Origin of the sequence: Pseudomonas grandcourensis (assembly GCF_039909015.1) — a bacterium.
GTDB classification, from domain to species: Bacteria; Pseudomonadota; Gammaproteobacteria; order Pseudomonadales; family Pseudomonadaceae; genus Aquipseudomonas; species Aquipseudomonas grandcourensis.
Genome location: NZ_CP150919.1, coordinates 3,586,358 through 3,606,243 on the forward strand (window position 1 = coordinate 3,586,358; position 19,886 = coordinate 3,606,243).

The window sequence follows — 19,886 nt, forward strand, 5'->3', positions numbered from 1 at the left end:
ACTTCGCATGCGCCTGATACTTTGCAGGCTCGCCATTGGTTCGAAAAGACACTGTTGTGGCACACAGCGACTCTCCGTCTGTGAGTTCTTGCAGTTGTGCATCTCCCCATTCAGGGATTGAATATTCTCCTTATCAAGTCGCCACCCAAACCTCTGGATCAGGACGACTCGCAAGGAGATGCGGTGCATGTCGAGCCAGTCCGCTTTTGCCTACCCCGCCACCCGGAACAACGCCGGGGCCCTCGACACTACGTTTGCCGCCAACGGCAAAACCCAGGTCTATTTCGCCGACAGCCTCTTCAGCCTGGCCCATAGCGTTGCGATCGATGCGCAAGGTCGCTTGCTGGTAGCCGCAAAAGTCGGCACGGCCGATGGCAACCGCTTTGGCCTGGCCCGCTTGCTCGCGGATGGTTGCGCAGACCTGACGTTCGGCAAACAAGGCAGTGTCATCGGGCAATTCGAACCGGGGTTCGAAGCCATGGCCACCAAGGTCCTGATCCTGCCTGACGGCAATATCCTGTTGGCCGGCCTGCAATACGAAAACGCGCACCGCACACTCCCGGCCCTGGCATTGCTGGATCAAGACGGTCGCCTGGTTCGAAGCTTTGGTGATAATGGCCGTCGTGTCGTGCGATTGCCTGGCGGTTTGTCCCTGGGCATGCGCGATAAATGGCTCCCTCCCGGTGTGCCAGGCGCTGAAGCCTGCGACATCGACGTACAACAAGACGGCCGGATCCTGATCCTGGCCAACCACCACTTCGAACTGGCCGATCACGTCGGCATGTTGATACGACTGGATGTCGAAGGCTCGCTGGACTGCTCGTTCAACGGCCGCGGCTTCGTGATGGTCAGGCATCTGCTGATGAATACCTGGCTCAGCAGCCTGACGGTACAACGTGATGGCCGAATCCTGGTCGGTGGATCGATCAACTTTCCCGAAGAAGGCTTGCTGGCACGCTATCACCCGGATGGGCGCCTCGACGACCGTTTTGCCGTGGATGGTTTCATGACTTTCAAGGCGCAAGGGCATGGCGCCCGGGTCAGCCGGGTGGTCCAGCAGAACGAAGGCGAAATCCTGTGTTTTGGCAGCAGTCGCGAGCCGATGCACTGCCTGACATTCAAATTGCACAGCAACGGCCGAGCCGACAGTCATTGCAACGGAGGACACCCCCAGCGGCGGGCAATCGGTTACAGCGGATGCCAGTGGACCGCCGCGCAGTTGCAGCCCGATGGCAGTGTGCTCACGGCGGGTGCCACCATCGGCGGCGTCGAAGCAGACTTCATTCTTGGGCGATGCCTGCCCAACGGCCTTCCCGATCGCCGTTTTGGCAAAGGCAGCGGCTATACACGCACCCGCCTCGGTCCCAGCCTGGATACAGCCACCTGTGTCGCCGCGCAAGCCGATGGAAACATCGTCGTGGGAGGCTATTCGCTGCACGGTAACTACAAGGCGGTCATCGCTCGCTTCCAGGGATAAAAACCGGCATTTTTCCTGTGCTTGATCTTCTGGCGCGCTTACGGCAAGTTGCGCGCTTCTCAAGACAAGGAGCAGCCGATGTCCGGTTCAATGGCCCAGGCGTTCGCGCACAACTTTCTCGGGCACTCGCCCCGTTGGTACAAGGCCTGCATCGTCGGCTTTCTGATTCTCAATGCCCTGGTGCTGTGGACCGCAGGCCCGGTGGCTGCCGGCTGGCTCCTGGTGCTGGAGTTCATCTTCACCCTGGCCATGGCGCTCAAATGCTACCCGCTGATGCCCGGCGGCCTGCTGATGATTGAAGCCCTGCTGCTGAAGATGACCACGCCCCAGGCGCTGTATGACGAGTTGCTGCACAACTTCCCGGTGATCCTGCTGCTGATGTTCATGGTGGCCGGTATCTATTTCATGAAGGACCTGTTGCTGTACCTGTTCTCGCGCCTGCTGCTCGGGGTCCGCTCCAAGGCCCTGCTGGCCCTGATGTTCTGCTTTCTGTCGGCCTTTCTGTCGGCGTTCCTCGATGCCCTGACCGTGACCGCCGTCATCATCAGTGCCGCCGTAGGCTTCTACTCGGTGTATCACCGCGTCGCCTCGGGTAACGATCCGCGTCAGGACAGCGAGTTCAGCGACGACCAACATCTGCCCACCCTGCATCAGGGTGATCTGGAACAGTTCCGCGCCTTCCTGCGCAGCCTGCTGATGCACGGTGCCGTGGGCACCGCGCTGGGTGGCGTCTGTACGCTGGTCGGTGAACCGCAGAACCTGCTGATCGGCCATGAAATGGGCTGGCACTTCTCCGAGTTCTTTACCCAGGTTGCGCCGGTATCCCTGCCGGTACTGGTTGCCGGGCTGGCAACCTGCGTCTTGCTGGAAAAGCTGCGCTGGTTCGGATACGGCACACTGCTGCCGGATAACGTCCGTGCCGTGCTGGCCAACTACGCCGCCGAAGACGATGCTGAGCGCACCACGCGCCAACGTGCAGCGTTACTGGTGCAAGGCTTTGCCGCATTGATTCTGATTGCCGGGCTGGCGTTCCACATCGCCGAAGTGGGTTTGATCGGCTTGATGGTGATCGTGCTGATCACCGCCTTTACCGGCATCACCGACGAACACCGCCTGGGCACCGCGTTCAAGGACGCCATGCCGTTCACCTCATTGCTGGTGGTGTTTTTCGCCGTGGTCGCGGTGATTCACGACCAGCAACTGTTCACCCCGCTGATCCACTGGGTGCTGACGCTGCCGGCAGACCAACAACCGGGCATGCTGTTCATTGCCAATGGCCTGCTGTCCGCCATCAGCGACAACGTGTTCGTGGCGACCATCTACATCACCGAAGTGAAGCGCGCCTTCATGGCGGGTGAGATGACCCGTGAGCATTTCGAATCCCTGGCCATCGCGATCAATACCGGCACCAACCTGCCGAGCGTGGCGACGCCCAACGGTCAGGCGGCGTTCCTGTTCCTGCTGACCTCGGCGATTGCACCGCTGGTGCGCCTGTCTTACGGACGGATGGTGTGGATGGCGTTGCCGTACACCGTGGTGATGGGGACATTGGGCTGGTATGCGGTGAGTTACTGGTTGTAACCCCCAACTCTGTGGGAGCGAGCTTGCTCGCTCCCACAGGAGATACGTGTTATCCGAGGCGGTGCCAGACGCGGCCGTCACGGGTGAGCAGCTCTTCGCCGGCCTTTGGGCCGTTTTCCCCGGCGGCATAGCGCTGCACGGTGGAATCCTGCTGCCAGGCATCCAGGAACGGCTGCACCGCGCGCCAGCCGTTTTCGATGTTGTCGGCGCGCTGGAACAGCGTCTGATCGCCCGTCAGGCAATCGTAGATCAGGGTCTCGTAGCCGGTGGACGGCTGCATCTCGAAGAAATCCTTGTAGGCGAACCCCAGCTCGATGTTGTCCATTTTCAGGGCCTGACCGGGACGCTTGGCCAGCAGGTCGAACCACATGCCTTCGTTCGGCTGGATCTGAATGCGCAGATAGGTCGGCTGCAGCTCATCGACCTCGGTATCGCGGAACTGCGCATAGGGCGCCGGCTTGAAACAGATCACGATCTCGGTGTCACGCACGCTCATGCGCTTGCCGGTCCGCAGGTAGAACGGCACGCCGACCCAACGCCAGTTATCGATCATGACCTTGAGGGCCACATAGGTTTCGGTATTGCTGTCCGGGGCAACGTTGTTTTCCTGGCGATAGCCCGGCAGTGCCTTGCCGTCGATCTCACCGGCGGCGTATTGGCCGCGCACCGAGTTGGCGCGGGCCTCCTCGACTGTCCATGGACGAATCGCGCCAACGACCTTGGCCTTCTCGCCGCGCACCGCATCGGCGCCAAACGCCGCGGGTGGCTCCATCGCCACCATCGCCAGCAACTGGAACAGGTGATTGGGCACCATGTCCCGCAGCGCGCCGGTGTGCTCATAGAAACTGCCACGGGTTTCCACGCCGACGGTCTCGGCAGCGGTGATCTGCACGTGGTCGATGTAGTGATTGTTCCAGAACGCTTCGAACAGGCTGTTGGAGAACCGGCTGACCAGGATGTTCTGCACGGTCTCCTTACCCAGGTAATGGTCGATGCGATAGATCTGCTTTTCAGTCATCACCTTGAGCAGGCAAGCGTTCAAGGCTTCGGCCGTATGCAGGTCGGAGCCGAAGGGTTTTTCGATCACCACCCTTCTGAAGGCCTCGGGGGTTTCTTCCAGCAAGCCGGCCGAGCCGAGACGGCGCACCACTTCACTGAAGAAACGCGGCGCGGTGGCCAGATAGAACACCGCATTACCGGTACCGCTGTCGGCGATTTTCGCCGCCAGCGCTTGATAAGTGCTGTCGTCCAGGAAATCGCCCTGGACGTAGCTGATGCCTTGGGCGAGTTTGGCCCACAGCGCCGGGTCAAGGGCTTGATCGCCCTTGCCGGTCCTGGTGGCCACCTCGTTACGGATGAAGTCTTCGAGTTTTTTCGCGAAGCCTTCATCGCTGATGGCGTTGTGGTCAACGCCGATGATCCGCAGTCCATTGCCGAGTAAACCGTCACGGCTGAGGTTGTACAGCGCCGGCATCAGCAGGCGCTTGACCAGATCGCCGTGGGCGCCGAACAGGAACAGCGTGGTTGGCGGCGCGGGTTCAGCCTTGGATTTTCTGCGGATCGCGTGGGTCATTTTTTCGAGGTCTCCACATGGCCGCCGAAGCCGAAGCGCTGGGCCGAGAGAACCTTGTCGCCAAAGGTACCTTGCCCACGGGAACGGTAGCGAGAGAACAGCGAGTTCGACAGCACCGGCACCGGCACCGCTTGCTCCATGGCAGCTTCGATGGTCCATTGACCTTCACCGCTGTCGGCCACGGACCCGGAGAAACCGTCGAGCTTCGGATCGCTGGCCAGGGCGTCGGCCGTCAGGTCCAGCAACCACGAGGACACCACGCTGCCACGGCGCCACACTTCGGCGATGTCGGCCACGTTCAGGTCGAAACGCTGGTCTTGCGGCAGGCTCTCGCTGTTTTTGGTCTTGAGAATGTCGAAGCCTTCTGCAAACGCCTGCATCATTCCGTATTCGATGCCGTTGTGGATCATCTTCACGAAGTGCCCGGAACCGGCCGGACCTGCGTGAATGTAGCCACGCTCGGCGCGATCGTCGTCGGACTTGCGGTCCTTGGTGCGCGGGATGTCGCCCAGGCCCGGAGCCAGGGTTGCGAACAGCGGGTCGAGGCGTTTAACGGTCTCGGCGTCGCCGCCGATCATCATGCAGTAACCGCGCTCCAGGCCCCAGACACCGCCGGACGTACCGACGTCGATGTAGTGCAGGCCTTTTTCCGACAAGGTCTTGGCCCGGCGGATATCGTCCTTATAGAAGGTGTTGCCGCCGTCGATGATGGTGTCGCCGGCTTCGAGCAAGGTGCTCAGGGTGTCGATGGTTTCTTCGGTCGGCGCGCCGGCCGGCAGCATGACCCAGACCGCTCGCGGTTTGGCCAGGCCGGCGACCAGCGCCGGCAGATCGGTGACGCCGGTGGAGCCCTCTGCGGCCAGGGCTTCGACAAAGGCGGTATTGCGATCGTAAACAACGGTGGTGTGCCCGTTGAGCATCAGGCGCCGCGCAATATTGCCGCCCATGCGGCCCAGTCCAATAATCCCGAGTTGCATGTGCTGATGCTCCCTACTACAAATAAATGTGTGTCAAAGGTTATAGCCCAACGCGACTCATGAGGTTAGTCCAGAGCGTTGGCGTGAAGTTTCCGGGCATTGTGCCCGATCCTGATGGATAACGTCGGGAATCAAACCGAAGACACAACGACCATGAAAAATAAAAAAGTTCCCTTCAGGGGCAAAAGAAATCAAAATTGGCGCCGATAGTAGGTCAGCCCCGGATTTCGAGGCGTACCTACAGTTGAGACACGCCATTTGCGAGGTGAGCAATGGGCACAGTACATACCGCACTGCCAGCACAAACTCTTTATGTCACTATCCGTCGCGATGAATTGCGCCAGTTGAAAGACGAACGCGATCAATTGAAACAGGAACTGGCGCAGCTGCGGCTGTTGCTGCAAGCCAATCAAGTGCAGCCCCTGGCTGTGGTGCAACGCGCCCCACTCGCCTGATTCCCTCCTTTGAAGCGGGAGCAGTCTGCACTGCTTCCGCGCCGGCTCGCGACCTTCTCCGAGCAGGCTTCCCGCGCTAGCCATGAAGGCCGTTGGTGAAGTTCATTCCCATTTAACGGATTCGGCGGATAATGCCATTTCGACACTGCTTCATTGATTCATGGACGAAAGGCATCCGACATCTGTAGTGGGAGGCAAACCATGAAACGCACCGCAATGATTCTCGCCGGCCTGATGGCCTTGGGCTCAACCAGCGCTTTTGCCGAAGGTGGAGCCGAACGCATGCGCTATTACTTCGAAAGCCTGCGACTGGCCCAGCAAGAAGCTCTGGGCCACCCTATCCAGAGCACTGAGCTGCGGGTTCCGGACGATCAAACCGCACAAATGACTGAAACCTACAGACCGAAATGATCCATGGTCTTTTGACTGCGACGCCAGCGTCGCACAAGACTGTCGGGCGTCCTGATGGGCGCCCTTTTTTTGCCTGTTGAATCAGAGACTCTTGATCCAGAACAGCATCTGTCCATGGGCCGGGTCGAACATGCCGGGGGCGAAACCGGCTTTTTCATAGGCCCCCTGGGCCACAGCGTTGCCTTCCAGCACTTCCAGGGTGAGCTTGCAGCAGCCGCGCTGACGGGCGATGTCCTCGACCTTTTGCAGCATCTTCTGGCTCAAGCCCAGGCCGCGAAATTTTTTCACCACCGCCACATCGTGCACATTGACCAGCGGTCGGCAGGCAAAGGTCGAGAACCCCTCGAAGCAATTGACCAGCCCGGCCGGCTCGCCACCGACAAAAGCCAGCACACTGAAAGCGTGGGGACGCCGGGCAAGTTCTGCCGGGAGTTGCTCCAGTACATTGGCCGGCAATGGCTGGCCGCCTCCCATCGGGTCCTCGGCGTAGTGGTTCAACACCAGACAAATAGCCTCGGCATGCACCGGATTGGTGTAACTGGCCTGAAGCACAAGAATTTCTGCGGAGTCCATTTCCATCCTCGATCACACATGAAGTAGCCCCCAGCATGCAGTCACGCTGAAGTGCCGGCAGACCATAGCGCGAGCACTGTGCCAACGACAATCGCAACCGCGTAAATCTTTGGCGCTCAGGCGCCCCAGATCAAGGCTTCAGTCCATCCCAACTCGGCATAATCCTCAGCCCGCAAGTGCGACTCACCGGCGCAGAAAAACTCGTCGAGTTGCGGTGGCTGGACCGAAGTACCGCTGAGCATGGCGTGAACCTGACCGCGGTGATGGATCTGGTGTTCAAACAAATGGGACAGCAGGCGCAAGCGACTGTCGTGTTGCGGGGTGTCCCGGGCGATGGTCACGATTTTGCCGAGGTCGGCGTCGCGCATCTGCTCGCAGTAGGCGATCAGCCGGCGGTCGACGTGGGCCTGCTCGCCAACCAGGTCCGACGCCATGAGACAGGGTTCGTCCTCCTTGAAAAACACCCGGCAATCGGGATGCGGGTCGTCGCCGCGCAGTTCGCGCTCCAGGGCGTCCACATAAAACCAGTCACAGGTCAGGATGTGGTTGAGGGTGGCGCGGATCGTGGGGAAGAAGCTGACCCGGGGTGCGCTCAGTTCCTGCGGGCTCAACTGACGCCAGGCCTTGGCCAGTCGGTGATTGGCCCAGGCATTCTGATAGGCCATGGTCAGCAAATGGTGCGACAGGGGCTGATTCATCTTCGCTGCTCCCGATCAAATCCCGATCAAACTTCGGCAAACCGCTGCAGTTGCATTTCCTGCAATCGACTGAGGGTGCGGCGGAACGGGAATTCCAGATAACCCTCGGTGTAAAGCGACGCCATTGGCACTTGCGCTTCAAGGTACAGCGGCACCTTGCGGTCGTAGCACTCGTCCACCAGGGCAATGAACCGTCGCACGCCGTCGTCATGCACCGACAACTGCGGCAACTCGCGATCCCCCGCGTCCACCCGCTCGACACCGTCCTCGGTGCCACGGGCAATGCGCCCGGCGCGCTTCTGTGCGCTGAGGTTGGGCACGTCACTCAACAGAATAGCGCCGTAGGTATCGCACAGGGCGATGAAATCCATGGCCGCGAAGGGTTGCTCGCACAGCGCGGCGTAACGGGTCCAGAGCACCGTCGGGCTGGCCTTGACCACCCCGAGGGAGCGGTAGCCGACCTCTATCGGCTCGCTCGATACCGACTGGCCGACGCTCAACACCTGGAACACTTCACCCAGCGCGCCCGGCCTGCCGGGCTCGGCCACCCAGTAGCGTTGCGTACCGGCCCCCGGATGCAGGCGATGGTCTTCCCCGCCATCCACCGCAATCACCTGCATGTGCTGCTTGATCGCCGCGATGGCGGGCATGAAACGGTCGCGATTGAAGCCGTCGGCGTACAACTGATCCGGCGGCAGATTGGACGTGCAGACCACCACCACGCCCTGTTCGAACATCACCTGGAACAGGCGACCGAGGATGATCGCGTCGCCGATGTCATTGACGAACAGTTCGTCGAAGCACAGCACCCGTACTTCTTCGGCCAGCTCACGGGCCAACGCCTTGAGCGGGTCGGCAGTGCCGGTCAGTTGAAACGAACGCTGGTGCACCCAGCCCATGAAGTGGTGAAAGTGCTGGCGCCGCGCCGGTACCCGCAGGCTTTGGTAGAACTGGTCCATCAACCAGGTCTTGCCCCGCCCCACCGGCCCCCACAGGTACACGCCGGAAATGGGCGAACGGCCTTCATGCAGCGCTTCGTGGCACTTTTGCAGGGCCCACACGGCATGTTCCTGGGCCTCGTCCTGGACGAAGCCCTTTTGTTCGATGGCATGCTGCCAGGCGCTTAAGGGGGAATCGATAGTCATGGGCGGCAGTATGCCATTGCGCATGGATAACGCGACCAGTGATCGGCGCTTTTATGCAGAAAGGAAAAGCGCCTTGACGCATTAAATTACTAGCATCATATTTGATAGATGTTATTGAAAATCTATTAATCCTTGTCGCCATCCCTCTGGAGTCATCCCATGCATTACAAAGTTTTCGGTCGTAAAACCGGCTTGCGTGTTTCCGAACTGGCGCTGGGCGCCGGTAACTTCGGTACCGGCTGGGGCCATGGCGCCGAGCGTGACGAAGCCAAGCGGATTTTTGATGGCTACCTGGAAGCCGGTGGAAATTTCATCGATACCGCCAACGGTTATCAGGGCGGGCAGTCCGAGGCCATGCTCAGCGAATTCATTGCCGCAGAACGGGACCGCCTGGTCATCGCCACCAAATACACCCTCGGGACTACACCGGCGGCCGGTATTTCCCACACCGGTAACAGCCGCAAGAACATGGTGCGCGCCGTCGAAGAAAGCCTCAAACGGCTGAAGACCGAACATATCGACCTGTTCTGGGCGCACATGAGTGATGGCGTCACGCCGATGGAAGAGATCCTGCGTGGTTTCGACGATCTGGTCAGTGCAGGCAAGATTCATTACGCCGGGCTGTCGAACTTCCCCGCGTGGCGCATCGCCCGTGCCGACCTGCTGGCCGAGGTGCGCGGTTTTGCACCGATTGTTGCGATCCAGGTCGAGTACAGCCTCGCCGAACGCACCGCCGAGCGTGAACAACTGCCGATGGCCGAAGCCCTGGGCCTGGCCGCGACTTTGTGGTCGCCACTGGGTGGTGGCTTCCTGACTGGCAAGTATCGCAACAGTGAGGGCGACAATCGCGCGAACAAACTCGGCGTGTTGATCCACGCCGAAAAAAGCGCCCGCGAAACCGCCCTGCTCGACACCTTGATCGATGTCGCCGCAGAACTGGACGCCAGCCCGACCCACGTGGCCATTGCCTGGTTGCGGGAAAAGGCCAAACGCTCGGCCACAACACTGATTCCGATCCTCGGTTCCCGGACCCGGGAGCAACTGGACGCCACATTGGGCGCGCTGAATGTGCAGTTGAGCACCGAGCAACTGGCACGACTGGACGGTGTCAGTGATGTGGCCAAAGGCGTGCCGCACGAATCCATTTCCGGTTCGTCCGCACGGTTCAGCGGGGGGCAGATCCTCGACCTGCCAATCGTTCCGGTGGCGTGACACCCATTAAAACTGTGGGAGCGAGCTTGCTCGCGATGGCGGTCTTGCATTCAACATCTCTGTTGGCTGGCAGGGCCTCATCGCGAGCAAGCTCGCTCCCACAGGGTTGGGTGTTTTACTTATCGACCTTATGTTTTGCCGCATACAGACACAGCATCTCCATCGCCAGCGTCGCCGCCGCCAGTGACGTGATCTCCGCGCTGTCATAGGCCGGTGCCACTTCCACCACGTCCATGCCCACCAGGTTGATCCCGCGCAGACCGCCGAGAATCTCTAGCGCCTGCACTGTGCTCAAGCCGCCGCACACCGGTGTTCCGGTACCCGGTGCGAACGCTGGATCAAGGCAGTCGATGTCGAAGGTCAGGTACACCGGGTTGTCGCCGACCCGCGCGCGAATCGCTTCGACAATCGCCTCGCAGCCACGGCGATGCACCTGCCGCGCGTCCAGCACCTGAAAGCCCTGGTGATCATCGTTGGTGGTGCGCAAGCCGATTTGCACCGAGCGCGACGGATCCACCAGCCCTTCTTTGGCCGCGTGCCAAAACATGGTGCCGTGGTCGATGCGCTTGCCCTCTTCGTCCGGCCAGGTGTCGCTGTGGGCGTCGAAATGGATCAGCGACAGCGCCCCGTGCTTGCGGGCATGGGCCTTGAGCAGCGGATAGGTGATGAAATGGTCGCCGCCAAAGGTCAGCATCGCCGTGCCGGCATTGAGGATGTGCTCGGCGTGGGCCTCTATCAATTCGGGCGTCGACTGCGGCGAACCGTAGTCGAAATCACAATCGCCGTAATCGATGACCGCCAGGTGATCGAACGGATCAAACGTCCACGGCCAGTGCCGTTCCCAGGCGATCCCGGCAGAGGCGGCGCGAATGCCCCGAGGTCCGAAGCGTGCGCCGGGGCGGTTGCTGGTGGCTGTGTCGAACGGCACGCCACTGACGGCCACATCAACGCCACGCAAGTCACGACTGTAGCGTCGACGCATGAAACTGGTGATACCGGCGTAGGTACTTTCGGCGGCCGTGCCGTACAGGCTGTCACGGGTAAGGGCTTGATCGTTCTGCATCGGGACGTCCATTGAAGGCTCCTTCTCTTTTCTTATTGGCGGCTACGGAAAGTGGTCCACAAGCGGGTGCGCTGGCGCATGTCCTTGAGGCTCATGCTGCGGTCGGCGTACAGCCGTTCCCGCACGTCGGCCAGCGGGTAGATGTCCGGATCGGTGCGCACCGCTTCATCCACCAGCGGCGTGGCGGCCTGGTTGGCGGTGGCGAAGAACAAGGTGTTGGTCAGTGCCGCGACGGACTCGGGGCGCAACATGAACTCGATAAAGGCGCGGGCGGCTTCGGGGTGCGGCGCATCCTTGGGAATCGCCAGGTTGTCCTGCCACACGAGGGTGCCTTCCCTGGGAATCCGGTAGGCGATTTCATAGGGTTTTTCGGCCTTGCGTGCCTGGTCGGCGGCCATGCTCGCGTCGCCGTTATAGGTCAGCGCCAGGCACACGCTGCCATTGGCCAGATCGCTGATCTGCCGCCCGGTGGCGACGTACAGTACGTTCGGCTGTAGCTGATGCAGCAACGCCTCGGCGGCTGACAGATCGTTCTTGTCCGTGCTGTAGGGATCTTTACCCAGATAATGCAGCGCCAGCCCGATCACCTCCTGGGGCGAGTCGAGAATGGCGATGCCGCAGTCCTTCAACTTGCTCGCGTACTCGGGTTTGAACAGCAGGTCCAAGCTGTTGAGCGGCACGTCCGGCAAGCGCTGCTTGACCGCCTCGACGTTCATGCCCAAACCCAGGGTGCCCCAGGTGTAAGGCACGCCATAGCGGTTACCCGGGTCGACAGCGGCGAGTTTTTCCAGCAAGTCCGGATCGAGGTTGGCGTAACCCTTGAGTCCTTCGTGGGGAATCGGTTTCAACGCCCCCGCCGCAAGACCCCGGGCCAGCACGCTGGAGGACGGCACCACCACGTCATAACCGCTGCCGCCGGTGAGCAACTTGGTCTCCAGTACTTCCGAAGAGTCGAAGGTGTCGTAGCGCACGTGGATCCCCGTCTCCTGCTCGAACCGTTGCAGGGTTTCGGGGGCCACGTAATCGGCCCAACTGTACAGATTGACCACCTTGTCCTCGGCCTGGGCCGAAATGGCGACGGCGAGCAACAGCGCGGGTAAACACAGCTTGAACATGGGAGCCATGACGAACACCTGACCAGAGGAAGTGGTGGCAGGATGCGTCGTCGGATACATTGGTGAAATATCAAGTTAATTAACCTGACTTTATGAAGGATTAATGTTTAATGCTCGGCCAACTCCACGATCTGGATCTGCAATTGTTGCGTCTGTTTGTCAGCGTGGTGGAGTGCGGCGGCTTCAGCGCCGCCCAGGGCGAGTTGGGGTTGAGCCAGTCGAGCATCAGCCAGCAAATGGCCAAACTGGAAACCCGCCTGGGCTATCGGCTATGCAGTCGCGGCAAAGGTGGGTTCAGGGTCACGCCCAAGGGCGAACAACTGCTCAGCGCCACCCGTGGATTGTTCCAGTCCATCGAAGCCTTCCGTCATCAATCCAACGGCGTGGCCGGGCGCTTGATCGGCGAAGTGCGCCTGGGCCTGTCCGAAGCCCTGGATCAATCGGTGCTGCAACGGGTGGCCGAGGCGATCCGGCGCTTCCGTGAACGGGACGAGTCAGTGCGCATCGAACTGATCAGCGCCATGCCCGGCGAAATGGAACGACTGCTGCTGCAACAGCGGCTGGACCTGGCCATCGGCTACTTCTCGCAAGTGCAAAGCGCGTTTGACTACCGCCAACTGTTCATTGAAACCCAGCATCTGTATTGCGCCCCCGGCCATCCACTGTTCACCAACCCGGCCCCCGACAATCAGGATCTGCAGACCTGCGACCGGGTCGATCACCCCTACCGTTTCCTGCGCAGTGACGAACCCTTCCAGGGCAAGTTGTGTTCGGCGCGCTCCGAACAAGTGGAAGGCACCCTCGCCTTCATCCTTTCCGGCAAGCATGTCGGTTACTTGCCCAGCCACTTCGCCCGTGGCTGGGAAGACAAGGGTCTGCTCAGGGCCGTGCGCCGAGGCGACATGAGTTTCGATGTCGCGTTTCATCTGGCCCGGCACCGGGCTCAGGTGGCCGGCGATGCACAAAAGGCGTTCGAAGAGGATCTGCTCGCAGCGTTTGCCTGAATTTGCCTTGGTCTAAGCTGTAACAATACCGGACACCGACATGCAAAAATGCACAGACAACCTGCACTTATCTAGGTTGTACAAGGCAAATTTGCACTGATACGATCCGCCATCGCTCGCGCGCGAGCATCTCGATAAAGAACAATAAAAGCAGGGAGTTAGTGATGACTGCTCAGGTTTTTTCTCCCGGGACTCAGTCCATGGATGCCATGCAGAACGAAGTGCTGGCCGAGGTTCGCAACCACATTGGTCACCTGACCCTCAACCGCCCCGCCGGCCTCAATGCCCTCACCCTGGACATGGTGCGCAACCTGCACCGCCAGCTCGACGCCTGGGCCCAGGATCCGCACGTCCATGCCGTGGTCTTGCGCGGTGCCGGGGAAAAAGCCTTCTGCGCCGGCGGCGACATTCGCTCGCTGCATGACAGCTTCAAAAGCGGCGACACCTTGCACGAAGATTTCTTCGTCGAGGAATACGCCCTCGACCTCGCGATCCACCACTACCGCAAACCGGTGCTGGCCCTGATGGACGGTTTTGTCCTCGGCGGCGGCATGGGCCTGGTGCAAGGCGCAGACTTGCGCGTGGTCACTGAGAAGAGCCGCCTGGCCATGCCGGAAGTCGGCATCGGCTACTTCCCGGACGTCGGCGGCAGTTACTTCCTGCCGCGCATTCCCGGTGAACTGGGGATCTACCTCGGCGTCAGCGGCGTGCAGATACGCGCCGCCGATGCGTTGTATTGCGGCCTGGCCGACTGGTACCTCGAAAGCGACAAGCTGGGCACGCTGGACGAAAAACTCGACCAGCTCGAATGGCACGACACGCCGCTCAAGGACCTGCAAGGCCTGCTGGCGAAAGTCGCCGTGCAGCAACTGCCCGATGCTCCGTTGAGCACACTGCGTCCGGCCATCGACCACTTCTTCGCCCAAGCCGACGTGCCGAGTATTGTGGAACAACTGCGCCAGGTAACGGTCGCCGACAGCCATGAGTGGGCCGTCACCACCGCCGACCTGCTGGAAACCCGCTCGCCGCTGGCCATGGCCGTGACCCTGGAAATGCTCCGTCGCGGACGCGAGCTGCCACTGGAACAATGTTTCGCCCTTGAGCTGCACCTGGACCGCCAGTGGTTCGAGCGCGGCGACCTGATCGAAGGCGTGCGCGCCTTGCTGATCGACAAAGACAAGACACCACGCTGGAACCCGCCCACCCTCCAGGCGCTGGACGCCGAACACGTGGCGAGCTTCTTCAGCGGTTTCGACGAAAGCGAGAGTTGAGCCATGCACGATATCGAATTGAGCGAAGAACAAGTCATGATCCGCGACATGGCCCGGGATTTTGCCCGCGGCGAAATCGCGCCCCATGCCCAGGCCTGGGAAAAGGCCGGCTGGATCGACGACGGTCTGGTGGCGAAGATGGGCGAACTGGGTTTGCTGGGCATGGTGGTCCCCGAGGAATGGGGCGGCACCTATGTCGACTACGTGGCCTACGCGTTGGCGGTAGAAGAGATTTCCGCCGGCGACGGTGCTACCGGCGCCTTCATGAGCATCCACAACTCCGTGGGCTGCGGGCCGGTGCTTAACTACGGCAGCGAAGAACAGAAACAGACCTGGCTGGCGGACCTGGCCAGCGGTCAGGTCATCGGCTGTTTCTGCCTGACCGAACCCCAGGCCGGTTCCGAGGCGCACAACCTGCGCACACGCGCCGAACTGCGCGACGGCCAGTGGGTGATCAATGGCGCCAAACAGTTCGTCAGCAACGGCAAGCGCGCCAAACTGGCGATTGTGTTTGCCGTGACCGATCCGGACCTGGGCAAACGTGGCATCTCGGCGTTCCTGGTGCCGACCGACACTGCCGGTTTTATCGTCGACCGCACTGAACACAAGATGGGCATCCGTGCATCCGACACCTGCGCGGTGACCCTGAACAACTGCACCATCCCCGAAGCCAATCTGCTGGGCGAACGCGGCAAGGGCCTGGCCATCGCCTTGTCCAACCTCGAAGGCGGCCGCATCGGCATTGCCGCCCAGGCGCTGGGCATTGCACGTGCGGCGTTTGAAGCGGCACTGGCTTATTCCCGTGATCGTGTGCAGTTTGGCAAAACGATCAATGAGCACCAGAGCATCGCCAACCTGCTGGCGGACATGCACATGCAGTTGAATGCCGCGCGACTGATGATCCTGCACGCCGCACGCCTGCGCACGGCCGGCAAACCCTGCCTGTCGGAGGCGTCACAAGCCAAGCTGTTTGCGTCGGAAATGGCGGAAAAGGTCTGCTCGTCCGCCATTCAGATTCATGGCGGGTATGGGTATCTGGAAGACTATCCGGTGGAGAAGTACTACCGGGATGCGCGGATCACGCAGATCTACGAAGGGTCGAGCGAGATACAGCGGATTGTGATTGCCCGCGAACTGAAGAACTACTTGGTGTGAAGGCCTAAAAGCATCGCGAGCAAGCTCGCTCCCACAGGTTCCGAGGGTGTACACAATATGTGTGAACGACCGAGAACACTGTGGGAGCGAGCTTGCTCGCGATAGCGTCAGCAGGAACGCCGCATTACTTACCTTGGAATTCAGCCTCACGTTTGGCAATAAACGCAGCCATCCCTTCCTTCTGATCCTGCGTCGCAAACGCCGCATGGAACACCCGGCGCTCAAAGCGCACGCCTTCGGCCAGGCTCACTTCAAAGGCACGGTTGACGCTTTCCTTGACCATCATCGCAATCGGCAACGATTTTTTGGCGATCAATGCCGCGACTTTCAGCGCTTCATCCAGCAGTTCATCGCTCGGCACGATCCGCGCGACAATCCCGCAACGCTCCGCTTCCACGGCATCGATAAGGCGACCGCTCAGGCACATTTCCATGGCCTTGGCCTTGCCCACGGCACGGGTCAGGCGCTGGGTGCCGCCCATGCCCGGCAACACGCCGAGGTTGATTTCCGGCTGACCGAATCTGGCGTTGTCACCGGCCAAGATGAAGTCGCACATCAATGCCAGCTCACAGCCGCCACCCAGGGCGAAACCATTGACCGCCGCGATCATCGGCTTGCGGCGGTTGGCCACGCGATCGCTGTCGCTGAACAGGTCGTCGATGTAGATCTGCGGATAGGTCAGCTCGGCCATTTCCTTGATGTCGGCACCGGCGGCGAAGGCTTTTTTCGAACCGGTCAGGACGATGCAGCCGATGTTCGAGTCCGCCTCGAAGCCATCGAGGGCCTGGTTCAGCTCGCTGACGATCTGCGCGTTCAATGCGTTCAGCGCTTGTGGACGGTTGAGGGTGATCAGGCCAACGCGGCCGTGGGTTTCCAGCAAAATCGTTTCGTAGCTCAGTTCTTTGTCGCTCACAGGGGGCACTCCTTCTTATAAATTGCGCGAAATGACCATGCGCTGAATATCGCTGGTGCCTTCGTAGATCTGGCAGACCCGCACGTCGCGGTAGATCCGCTCCACTGGGAAGTCGTTGAGGTAACCGTAGCCGCCAAGGGTTTGCAGCGCCGAGGAGCATACCTTTTCGGCCATTTCCGAGGCGAACAGTTTGGCCATCGACGCTTCTACCAGGGCCGGCTTGCCGCTGTCACGCAGGGCGGCGGCGTAGTGCACCATTTGTCGCGCCACGGCGATCTGGGTCGCCATGTCCGCCAGGCGGAAGGCCACGGCCTGGTGCTCGATGATCGGCTTGCCGAAGCTCTGGCGCTCACGGGCGTAGTCTCGCGCCGCTTCGAATGCGGCGCGGGCCATGCCCACCGATTGCGAAGCGATACCGACGCGGCCGCCTTCAAGGTTGGCCAGGGCAATCCTGTAGCCTTCGCCCTCCTCGCCCAAACGGTTGGCCAGCGGCACCTTCACGTCTTCGAAGAGGATCTGGCAGGTGTCGGACGCATGCTGGCCGAGCTTGTCCTCGACCCGCGCAACGCTGTAGCCCGGCGAATCGGTTGGCACGATAAAGGCGCTGATGCCGCGTTTGCCAGCGCTCGGATCGGTCACCGCAAACACGATCACCACCCCGGCATTCTGCCCGGAGGTGATGAACTGCTTGCAGCCGTTGAGTACGTAGTGATCGCCTTCCAGGCGGGCACGGGTTTTCAGGCCGCTGGCGTCGGAACCGGCCTGGGGTTCGGTCAGGGCGAAAGCGCCGAGCATCGCACCGCTGGCCAGCGGTTTGAGAAAGCGCTCTTTCTGCTCATCGGTGCCGTAGTTGAGAATCGGCACACAGCCCACGGAGTTGTGCACGCTCATGATGGTCGAGCAGGCGCCATCGCCGGCGGCGATTTCTTCCAGCGCCATGGCGTAGGCCAGGTAACCGGTGTCGCATCCGCCCCACTGCTCCGGCACCAGCATGCCGAAGAAGCCCAGTGCGGCCATCTCGCCGATGGCTTCCTTGGGAAAGCGATGCTCACGGTCCCATTCGGCGGCGAAAGGCTTCAGCCGTTCCTGGGCAAAGTCCCGGGCCATGTCGCGGATTTGTTGTTGGTCGTCATTGGGGATCATGGTGAATCCTTTGTTTGGTTCAAACGCAAAACCTGTAGGAGTGAGCCTGCTCGCGATGGCGGACTCACATTCAACATTTATGTGAGCTGATACACCGCAATCGCGAGCAGGCTCACTCCTACATGGGAAAGCGTCAGTTTCAGTAGAGGCATTCCACGGCCATGGCCGTCGCTTCACCGCCGCCGATACAAATCGCTGCAACGCCACGCTTCAGGCCTTTCTGGCGCAGGGCCGAAAGCAGGGTCACCAGAATCCGCGCACCGGATGCCCCGATCGGGTGACCGAGAGCGCAAGCACCGCCGTGCACGTTGAGCTTTTCGTGGGGAATTTCCAGATGAGTCATCGCCGCCATGCCGACCACGGCGAAGGCTTCGTTGACTTCCACCAGATCGACGTCATTGAGCGACCAGCCGGTTTTCTTCATCAATTTCTTGATTGCACCGATTGGCGCCACCGGGAACAGGCCCGGAGTGTCGGCGAACGCGGCGTGACCATGAATCACCGCCAAGGGTTTCAGGCCTTGTTTCTGTGCCTGGGACTGGCGCATCAGCACCAGCGCGGCGGCACCGTCGGAGATGGAACTGGAGTTGGCTGCGGTTACCGTGCCACCTTCGCGGAACGCCGGCTTCAACGAAGCGATCTTGTCCAGCCGGGCTTTTGGCGGCTGCTCGTCATTGCTGATCACCACCTGCTCTTTGCCGACCATCACCGTCAATGGCACGATTTCATCCTTGAAGCTGCCGTCCTTGATCGCCTGCTGCGCGCGGGTGGTCGAGGCAACGGCAAAGGCGTCCTGGGCCTCACGGCTGAAACTGTTGGTTTCGGCGCATTCTTCGGCGAAGGTGCCCATCAGGCGGCCCTTGTCGTAGGCGTCTTCGAGGCCGTCGAGGAACATCGAGTCCTGCACCCGGCCATGGCCCATGCGGTAGCCGGCACGGGCACGGTCCAGCAGGTAAGGTGCGTTGGACATGCTTTCCATGCCGCCGGCGACCACCACGTCGGCACTGCCCGCCACCAGCATGTCATGGGCCAGGATCGCCGCTTCCATGCCGGAACCGCACATCTTGTTCAGGGTGGTGCAGCGGGTCGATTTATCCAGCCCCGCGCCCAGCGCCGCCTGACGTGCAGGGGCCTGGCCAAGGCCTGCCGGCAGTACGCAGCCGAACAGCACTTCGTCGACAGAATCGCTGGCAACGCCAGCGCGTTCCACCGCTGCTTTGATGGCCGCCGCGCCGAGTTGCGGCGCGGTCAGGCTTTTCAGTTCACCCTGGAAACCACCCATCGGGGTGCGAACGGCGCTGACGATAACAATTGGATCGTTGGAGATAGTCATGACAAATCCTCCTTACTTGGCGGCCATGCGCAAGGCACCGTCGAGACGGATCACCTCGCCATTGAGCATGCTGTTTTCAATGATATGCCTGACCAGCCCGGCGTACTCGGCGGGTTTGCCCAGACGCGGCGGGAACGGCACGCCGGCGGCCAGGGAATCGCGGACTTCCTGGGTCATGCCGGCCATCATCGGCGTTTCGAAAATACCCGGGGCGATGGTCATCACGCGGATACCGAAACGCGCCAGCTCACGGGCCGCCGGCAAGGTCAGGCTGACAATCGCGCCCTTGGACGCCGAGTAAGCCGCCTGGCCGATCTGGCCGTCGTAAGCCGCGGCAGATGCGGTGTTGATGATCACGCCGCGCTCGCCGTCGGCATCCGCTTCGGTCTCGGCAATCGCCGCTGCCGCCAGGCGCAGCATGTTGAAGCTGCCGATCAGGTTGACGTTGATCACCTGGCTGAAACTGGCCAGCGCGTGTGGACCATTCTTGCCGAGAATCTTCTCGCCACGCACGATGCCGGCGCAATTGACCAGGCCATTGAGGCCGCCAAAGGCTTTGACCGTCGCCTGCACGGCGGCTTCGGCCGCCGCTTCGTTGCTGATGTCCGCCACCACGCTGTGCGCGCCAAGGCGCTGGGCCTGGGCTGCAACGGCTTCGGCGTTCATGTCCACCAGCATCACTTTCGCGCCAGCGGCGACCAGCACCTCGGCGGTGGCGGCACCTAGGCCGGAAGCGCCACCGGTGACGATAAAAATCTTGTTCTCGATCTGCATCATTGTTTCCCTG

At 61.2% G+C, this 19,886-nt stretch carries 19 protein-coding genes; 8 read left to right on the forward strand and 11 right to left on the reverse strand.

The features are described from left to right. Positions 1 to 187 precede the first annotated feature (187 nt). Both AABM52_RS16000 and nhaB read left to right on the forward strand, forming a co-directional pair. Positions 188 to 1,477 carry a hypothetical protein gene (locus AABM52_RS16000; protein ID WP_347906740.1) on the forward strand — a complete coding sequence of 430 codons (1,290 nt, stop codon included), beginning with the start codon at positions 188 to 190 and terminating at the stop codon, positions 1,475 to 1,477. Between the two features lie 78 nt (positions 1,478 to 1,555). Continuing rightward, positions 1,556 to 3,058 carry a sodium/proton antiporter NhaB gene (nhaB, locus tag AABM52_RS16005; RefSeq protein ID WP_347906742.1) on the forward strand — a complete coding sequence of 501 codons (1,503 nt, stop codon included), beginning with the start codon at positions 1,556 to 1,558 and terminating at the stop codon, positions 3,056 to 3,058. 49 nt (positions 3,059 to 3,107) lie between these two features. Here nhaB and zwf read toward each other — a convergent pair whose 3' ends face one another. Beyond that, positions 3,108 to 4,631 (reverse strand): glucose-6-phosphate dehydrogenase, encoded by a 1,524-nt coding sequence (zwf, locus tag AABM52_RS16010; protein ID WP_347906744.1) that lies wholly within the window; start codon positions 4,629 to 4,631, stop codon positions 3,108 to 3,110. Beyond that, positions 4,628 to 5,608, reverse strand: a complete 981-nt coding sequence (gene gnd / locus AABM52_RS16015; protein WP_347906746.1) for a phosphogluconate dehydrogenase (NAD(+)-dependent, decarboxylating) — start codon at positions 5,606 to 5,608, stop codon at positions 4,628 to 4,630. Before gnd ends, zwf begins: the two co-directional genes overlap by 4 nt. A gap of 272 nt (positions 5,609 to 5,880) precedes the next feature. Here gnd and AABM52_RS16020 point away from each other — a divergent pair, with 272 nt between their 5' ends. Further along, the gene (locus AABM52_RS16020) at positions 5,881 to 6,063 is read left to right on the forward strand and encodes a DUF6026 family protein (RefSeq protein ID WP_347906748.1); all 183 of its coding nucleotides are present in this window, start codon (positions 5,881 to 5,883) and stop codon (positions 6,061 to 6,063) included. Between the two features lie 201 nt (positions 6,064 to 6,264). Then, a complete protein-coding gene (locus tag AABM52_RS16025) occupies positions 6,265 to 6,474 on the forward strand; it encodes a hypothetical protein (RefSeq protein ID WP_347906749.1) in 210 nt (69 codons plus the stop codon). 81 nt (positions 6,475 to 6,555) lie between these two features. On the opposite strand, the gene AABM52_RS16030 is transcribed toward AABM52_RS16025, so the two are convergent. The 3 genes from AABM52_RS16030 to zapE form a co-directional block, all read right to left on the reverse strand. Continuing rightward, positions 6,556 to 7,047, reverse strand: coding sequence for a GNAT family N-acetyltransferase (locus tag AABM52_RS16030; protein ID WP_347906751.1), 492 nt, complete (start codon positions 7,045 to 7,047; stop codon positions 6,556 to 6,558). Positions 7,048 to 7,163: 116 nt separating this feature from the next. Further along, the gene (locus AABM52_RS16035) at positions 7,164 to 7,745 is read right to left on the reverse strand and encodes a DinB family protein (RefSeq protein ID WP_347906753.1); all 582 of its coding nucleotides are present in this window, start codon (positions 7,743 to 7,745) and stop codon (positions 7,164 to 7,166) included. A 26-nt stretch (positions 7,746 to 7,771) separates the two neighbouring features. After that, positions 7,772 to 8,890 carry a cell division protein ZapE gene (zapE, locus tag AABM52_RS16040; protein ID WP_347906755.1) on the reverse strand — a complete coding sequence of 373 codons (1,119 nt, stop codon included), beginning with the start codon at positions 8,888 to 8,890 and terminating at the stop codon, positions 7,772 to 7,774. Positions 8,891 to 9,049: 159 nt separating this feature from the next. Here zapE and AABM52_RS16045 point away from each other — a divergent pair, with 159 nt between their 5' ends. Beyond that, complete coding sequence (locus tag AABM52_RS16045) at positions 9,050 to 10,102, forward strand: aldo/keto reductase (protein ID WP_347906757.1); 1,053 nt, start codon at positions 9,050 to 9,052, stop codon at positions 10,100 to 10,102. Between the two features lie 115 nt (positions 10,103 to 10,217). Here AABM52_RS16045 and speB read toward each other — a convergent pair whose 3' ends face one another. Together speB and AABM52_RS16055 are read right to left on the reverse strand one after the other, a co-directional pair. Then, positions 10,218 to 11,177 carry an agmatinase gene (gene speB / locus AABM52_RS16050; RefSeq protein ID WP_347906759.1) on the reverse strand — a complete coding sequence of 320 codons (960 nt, stop codon included), beginning with the start codon at positions 11,175 to 11,177 and terminating at the stop codon, positions 10,218 to 10,220. 20 nt (positions 11,178 to 11,197) lie between these two features. Then, a complete protein-coding gene (locus AABM52_RS16055; protein WP_347906761.1) occupies positions 11,198 to 12,289 on the reverse strand; it encodes a polyamine ABC transporter substrate-binding protein in 1,092 nt (363 codons plus the stop codon). Positions 12,290 to 12,390: 101 nt separating this feature from the next. Between AABM52_RS16055 and AABM52_RS16060 the strand changes: the two genes are divergently transcribed. From AABM52_RS16060 to AABM52_RS16070, 3 genes are all read left to right on the forward strand, one after another. Next, on the forward strand, positions 12,391 to 13,284 hold the full coding sequence (locus AABM52_RS16060; protein WP_347906762.1) for a LysR family transcriptional regulator: 894 nt from the start codon (positions 12,391 to 12,393) through the stop codon (positions 13,282 to 13,284). A gap of 164 nt (positions 13,285 to 13,448) precedes the next feature. Beyond that, positions 13,449 to 14,555 (forward strand): enoyl-CoA hydratase/isomerase family protein, encoded by a 1,107-nt coding sequence (locus AABM52_RS16065; protein ID WP_347906763.1) that lies wholly within the window; start codon positions 13,449 to 13,451, stop codon positions 14,553 to 14,555. A gap of 3 nt (positions 14,556 to 14,558) precedes the next feature. Continuing rightward, positions 14,559 to 15,710, forward strand: a complete 1,152-nt coding sequence (locus tag AABM52_RS16070) for an acyl-CoA dehydrogenase family protein (protein WP_347906765.1) — start codon at positions 14,559 to 14,561, stop codon at positions 15,708 to 15,710. A 124-nt stretch (positions 15,711 to 15,834) separates the two neighbouring features. On the opposite strand, the gene AABM52_RS16075 is transcribed toward AABM52_RS16070, so the two are convergent. From AABM52_RS16075 to AABM52_RS16090, 4 genes are all read right to left on the reverse strand, one after another. Continuing rightward, on the reverse strand, positions 15,835 to 16,608 hold the full coding sequence (locus AABM52_RS16075; protein ID WP_347912637.1) for an enoyl-CoA hydratase: 774 nt from the start codon (positions 16,606 to 16,608) through the stop codon (positions 15,835 to 15,837). Between the two features lie 30 nt (positions 16,609 to 16,638). After that, a complete protein-coding gene (locus AABM52_RS16080; RefSeq protein ID WP_347906767.1) occupies positions 16,639 to 17,766 on the reverse strand; it encodes an acyl-CoA dehydrogenase in 1,128 nt (375 codons plus the stop codon). Between the two features lie 139 nt (positions 17,767 to 17,905). Then, on the reverse strand, positions 17,906 to 19,099 hold the full coding sequence (locus tag AABM52_RS16085) for an acetyl-CoA C-acyltransferase (RefSeq protein ID WP_347906769.1): 1,194 nt from the start codon (positions 19,097 to 19,099) through the stop codon (positions 17,906 to 17,908). 12 nt (positions 19,100 to 19,111) lie between these two features. Next, positions 19,112 to 19,873 (reverse strand): SDR family NAD(P)-dependent oxidoreductase, encoded by a 762-nt coding sequence (locus AABM52_RS16090; RefSeq protein WP_347906770.1) that lies wholly within the window; start codon positions 19,871 to 19,873, stop codon positions 19,112 to 19,114. Positions 19,874 to 19,886: the final 13 nt, after the last annotated feature.

Bases quoted from the DNA above. Each gene is read 5' to 3' on its own strand.
- AABM52_RS16085 (WP_347906769.1), bottom strand. From the start codon at position 19,099: ATGACTATCTCCAACGATCCAATTGTTATCGTCAGCGCCGTTCGCACC.
- AABM52_RS16090 (WP_347906770.1), bottom strand. From the start codon at position 19,873: ATGCAGATCGAGAACAAGATTTTTATCGTCACCGGTGGCGCTTCCGGC.
- zapE (WP_347906755.1), bottom strand. From the start codon at position 8,890: ATGACTATCGATTCCCCCTTAAGCGCCTGGCAGCATGCCATCGAACAA.
- nhaB (WP_347906742.1), top strand. From the start codon at position 1,556: ATGTCCGGTTCAATGGCCCAGGCGTTCGCGCACAACTTTCTCGGGCAC.
- AABM52_RS16030 (WP_347906751.1), bottom strand. From the start codon at position 7,047: ATGGACTCCGCAGAAATTCTTGTGCTTCAGGCCAGTTACACCAATCCG.
- zwf (WP_347906744.1), bottom strand. From the start codon at position 4,631: ATGACCCACGCGATCCGCAGAAAATCCAAGGCTGAACCCGCGCCGCCA.
- AABM52_RS16000 (WP_347906740.1), top strand. From the start codon at position 188: ATGTCGAGCCAGTCCGCTTTTGCCTACCCCGCCACCCGGAACAACGCC.
- AABM52_RS16065 (WP_347906763.1), top strand. From the start codon at position 13,449: ATGACTGCTCAGGTTTTTTCTCCCGGGACTCAGTCCATGGATGCCATG.
- AABM52_RS16060 (WP_347906762.1), top strand. From the start codon at position 12,391: ATGCTCGGCCAACTCCACGATCTGGATCTGCAATTGTTGCGTCTGTTT.
- AABM52_RS16080 (WP_347906767.1), bottom strand. From the start codon at position 17,766: ATGATCCCCAATGACGACCAACAACAAATCCGCGACATGGCCCGGGAC.
- AABM52_RS16035 (WP_347906753.1), bottom strand. From the start codon at position 7,745: ATGAATCAGCCCCTGTCGCACCATTTGCTGACCATGGCCTATCAGAAT.
- AABM52_RS16020 (WP_347906748.1), top strand. From the start codon at position 5,881: ATGGGCACAGTACATACCGCACTGCCAGCACAAACTCTTTATGTCACT.
- AABM52_RS16055 (WP_347906761.1), bottom strand. From the start codon at position 12,289: ATGGCTCCCATGTTCAAGCTGTGTTTACCCGCGCTGTTGCTCGCCGTC.
- speB (WP_347906759.1), bottom strand. From the start codon at position 11,177: ATGGACGTCCCGATGCAGAACGATCAAGCCCTTACCCGTGACAGCCTG.
- AABM52_RS16025 (WP_347906749.1), top strand. From the start codon at position 6,265: ATGAAACGCACCGCAATGATTCTCGCCGGCCTGATGGCCTTGGGCTCA.
- AABM52_RS16070 (WP_347906765.1), top strand. From the start codon at position 14,559: ATGCACGATATCGAATTGAGCGAAGAACAAGTCATGATCCGCGACATG.
- AABM52_RS16045 (WP_347906757.1), top strand. From the start codon at position 9,050: ATGCATTACAAAGTTTTCGGTCGTAAAACCGGCTTGCGTGTTTCCGAA.
- gnd (WP_347906746.1), bottom strand. From the start codon at position 5,608: ATGCAACTCGGGATTATTGGACTGGGCCGCATGGGCGGCAATATTGCG.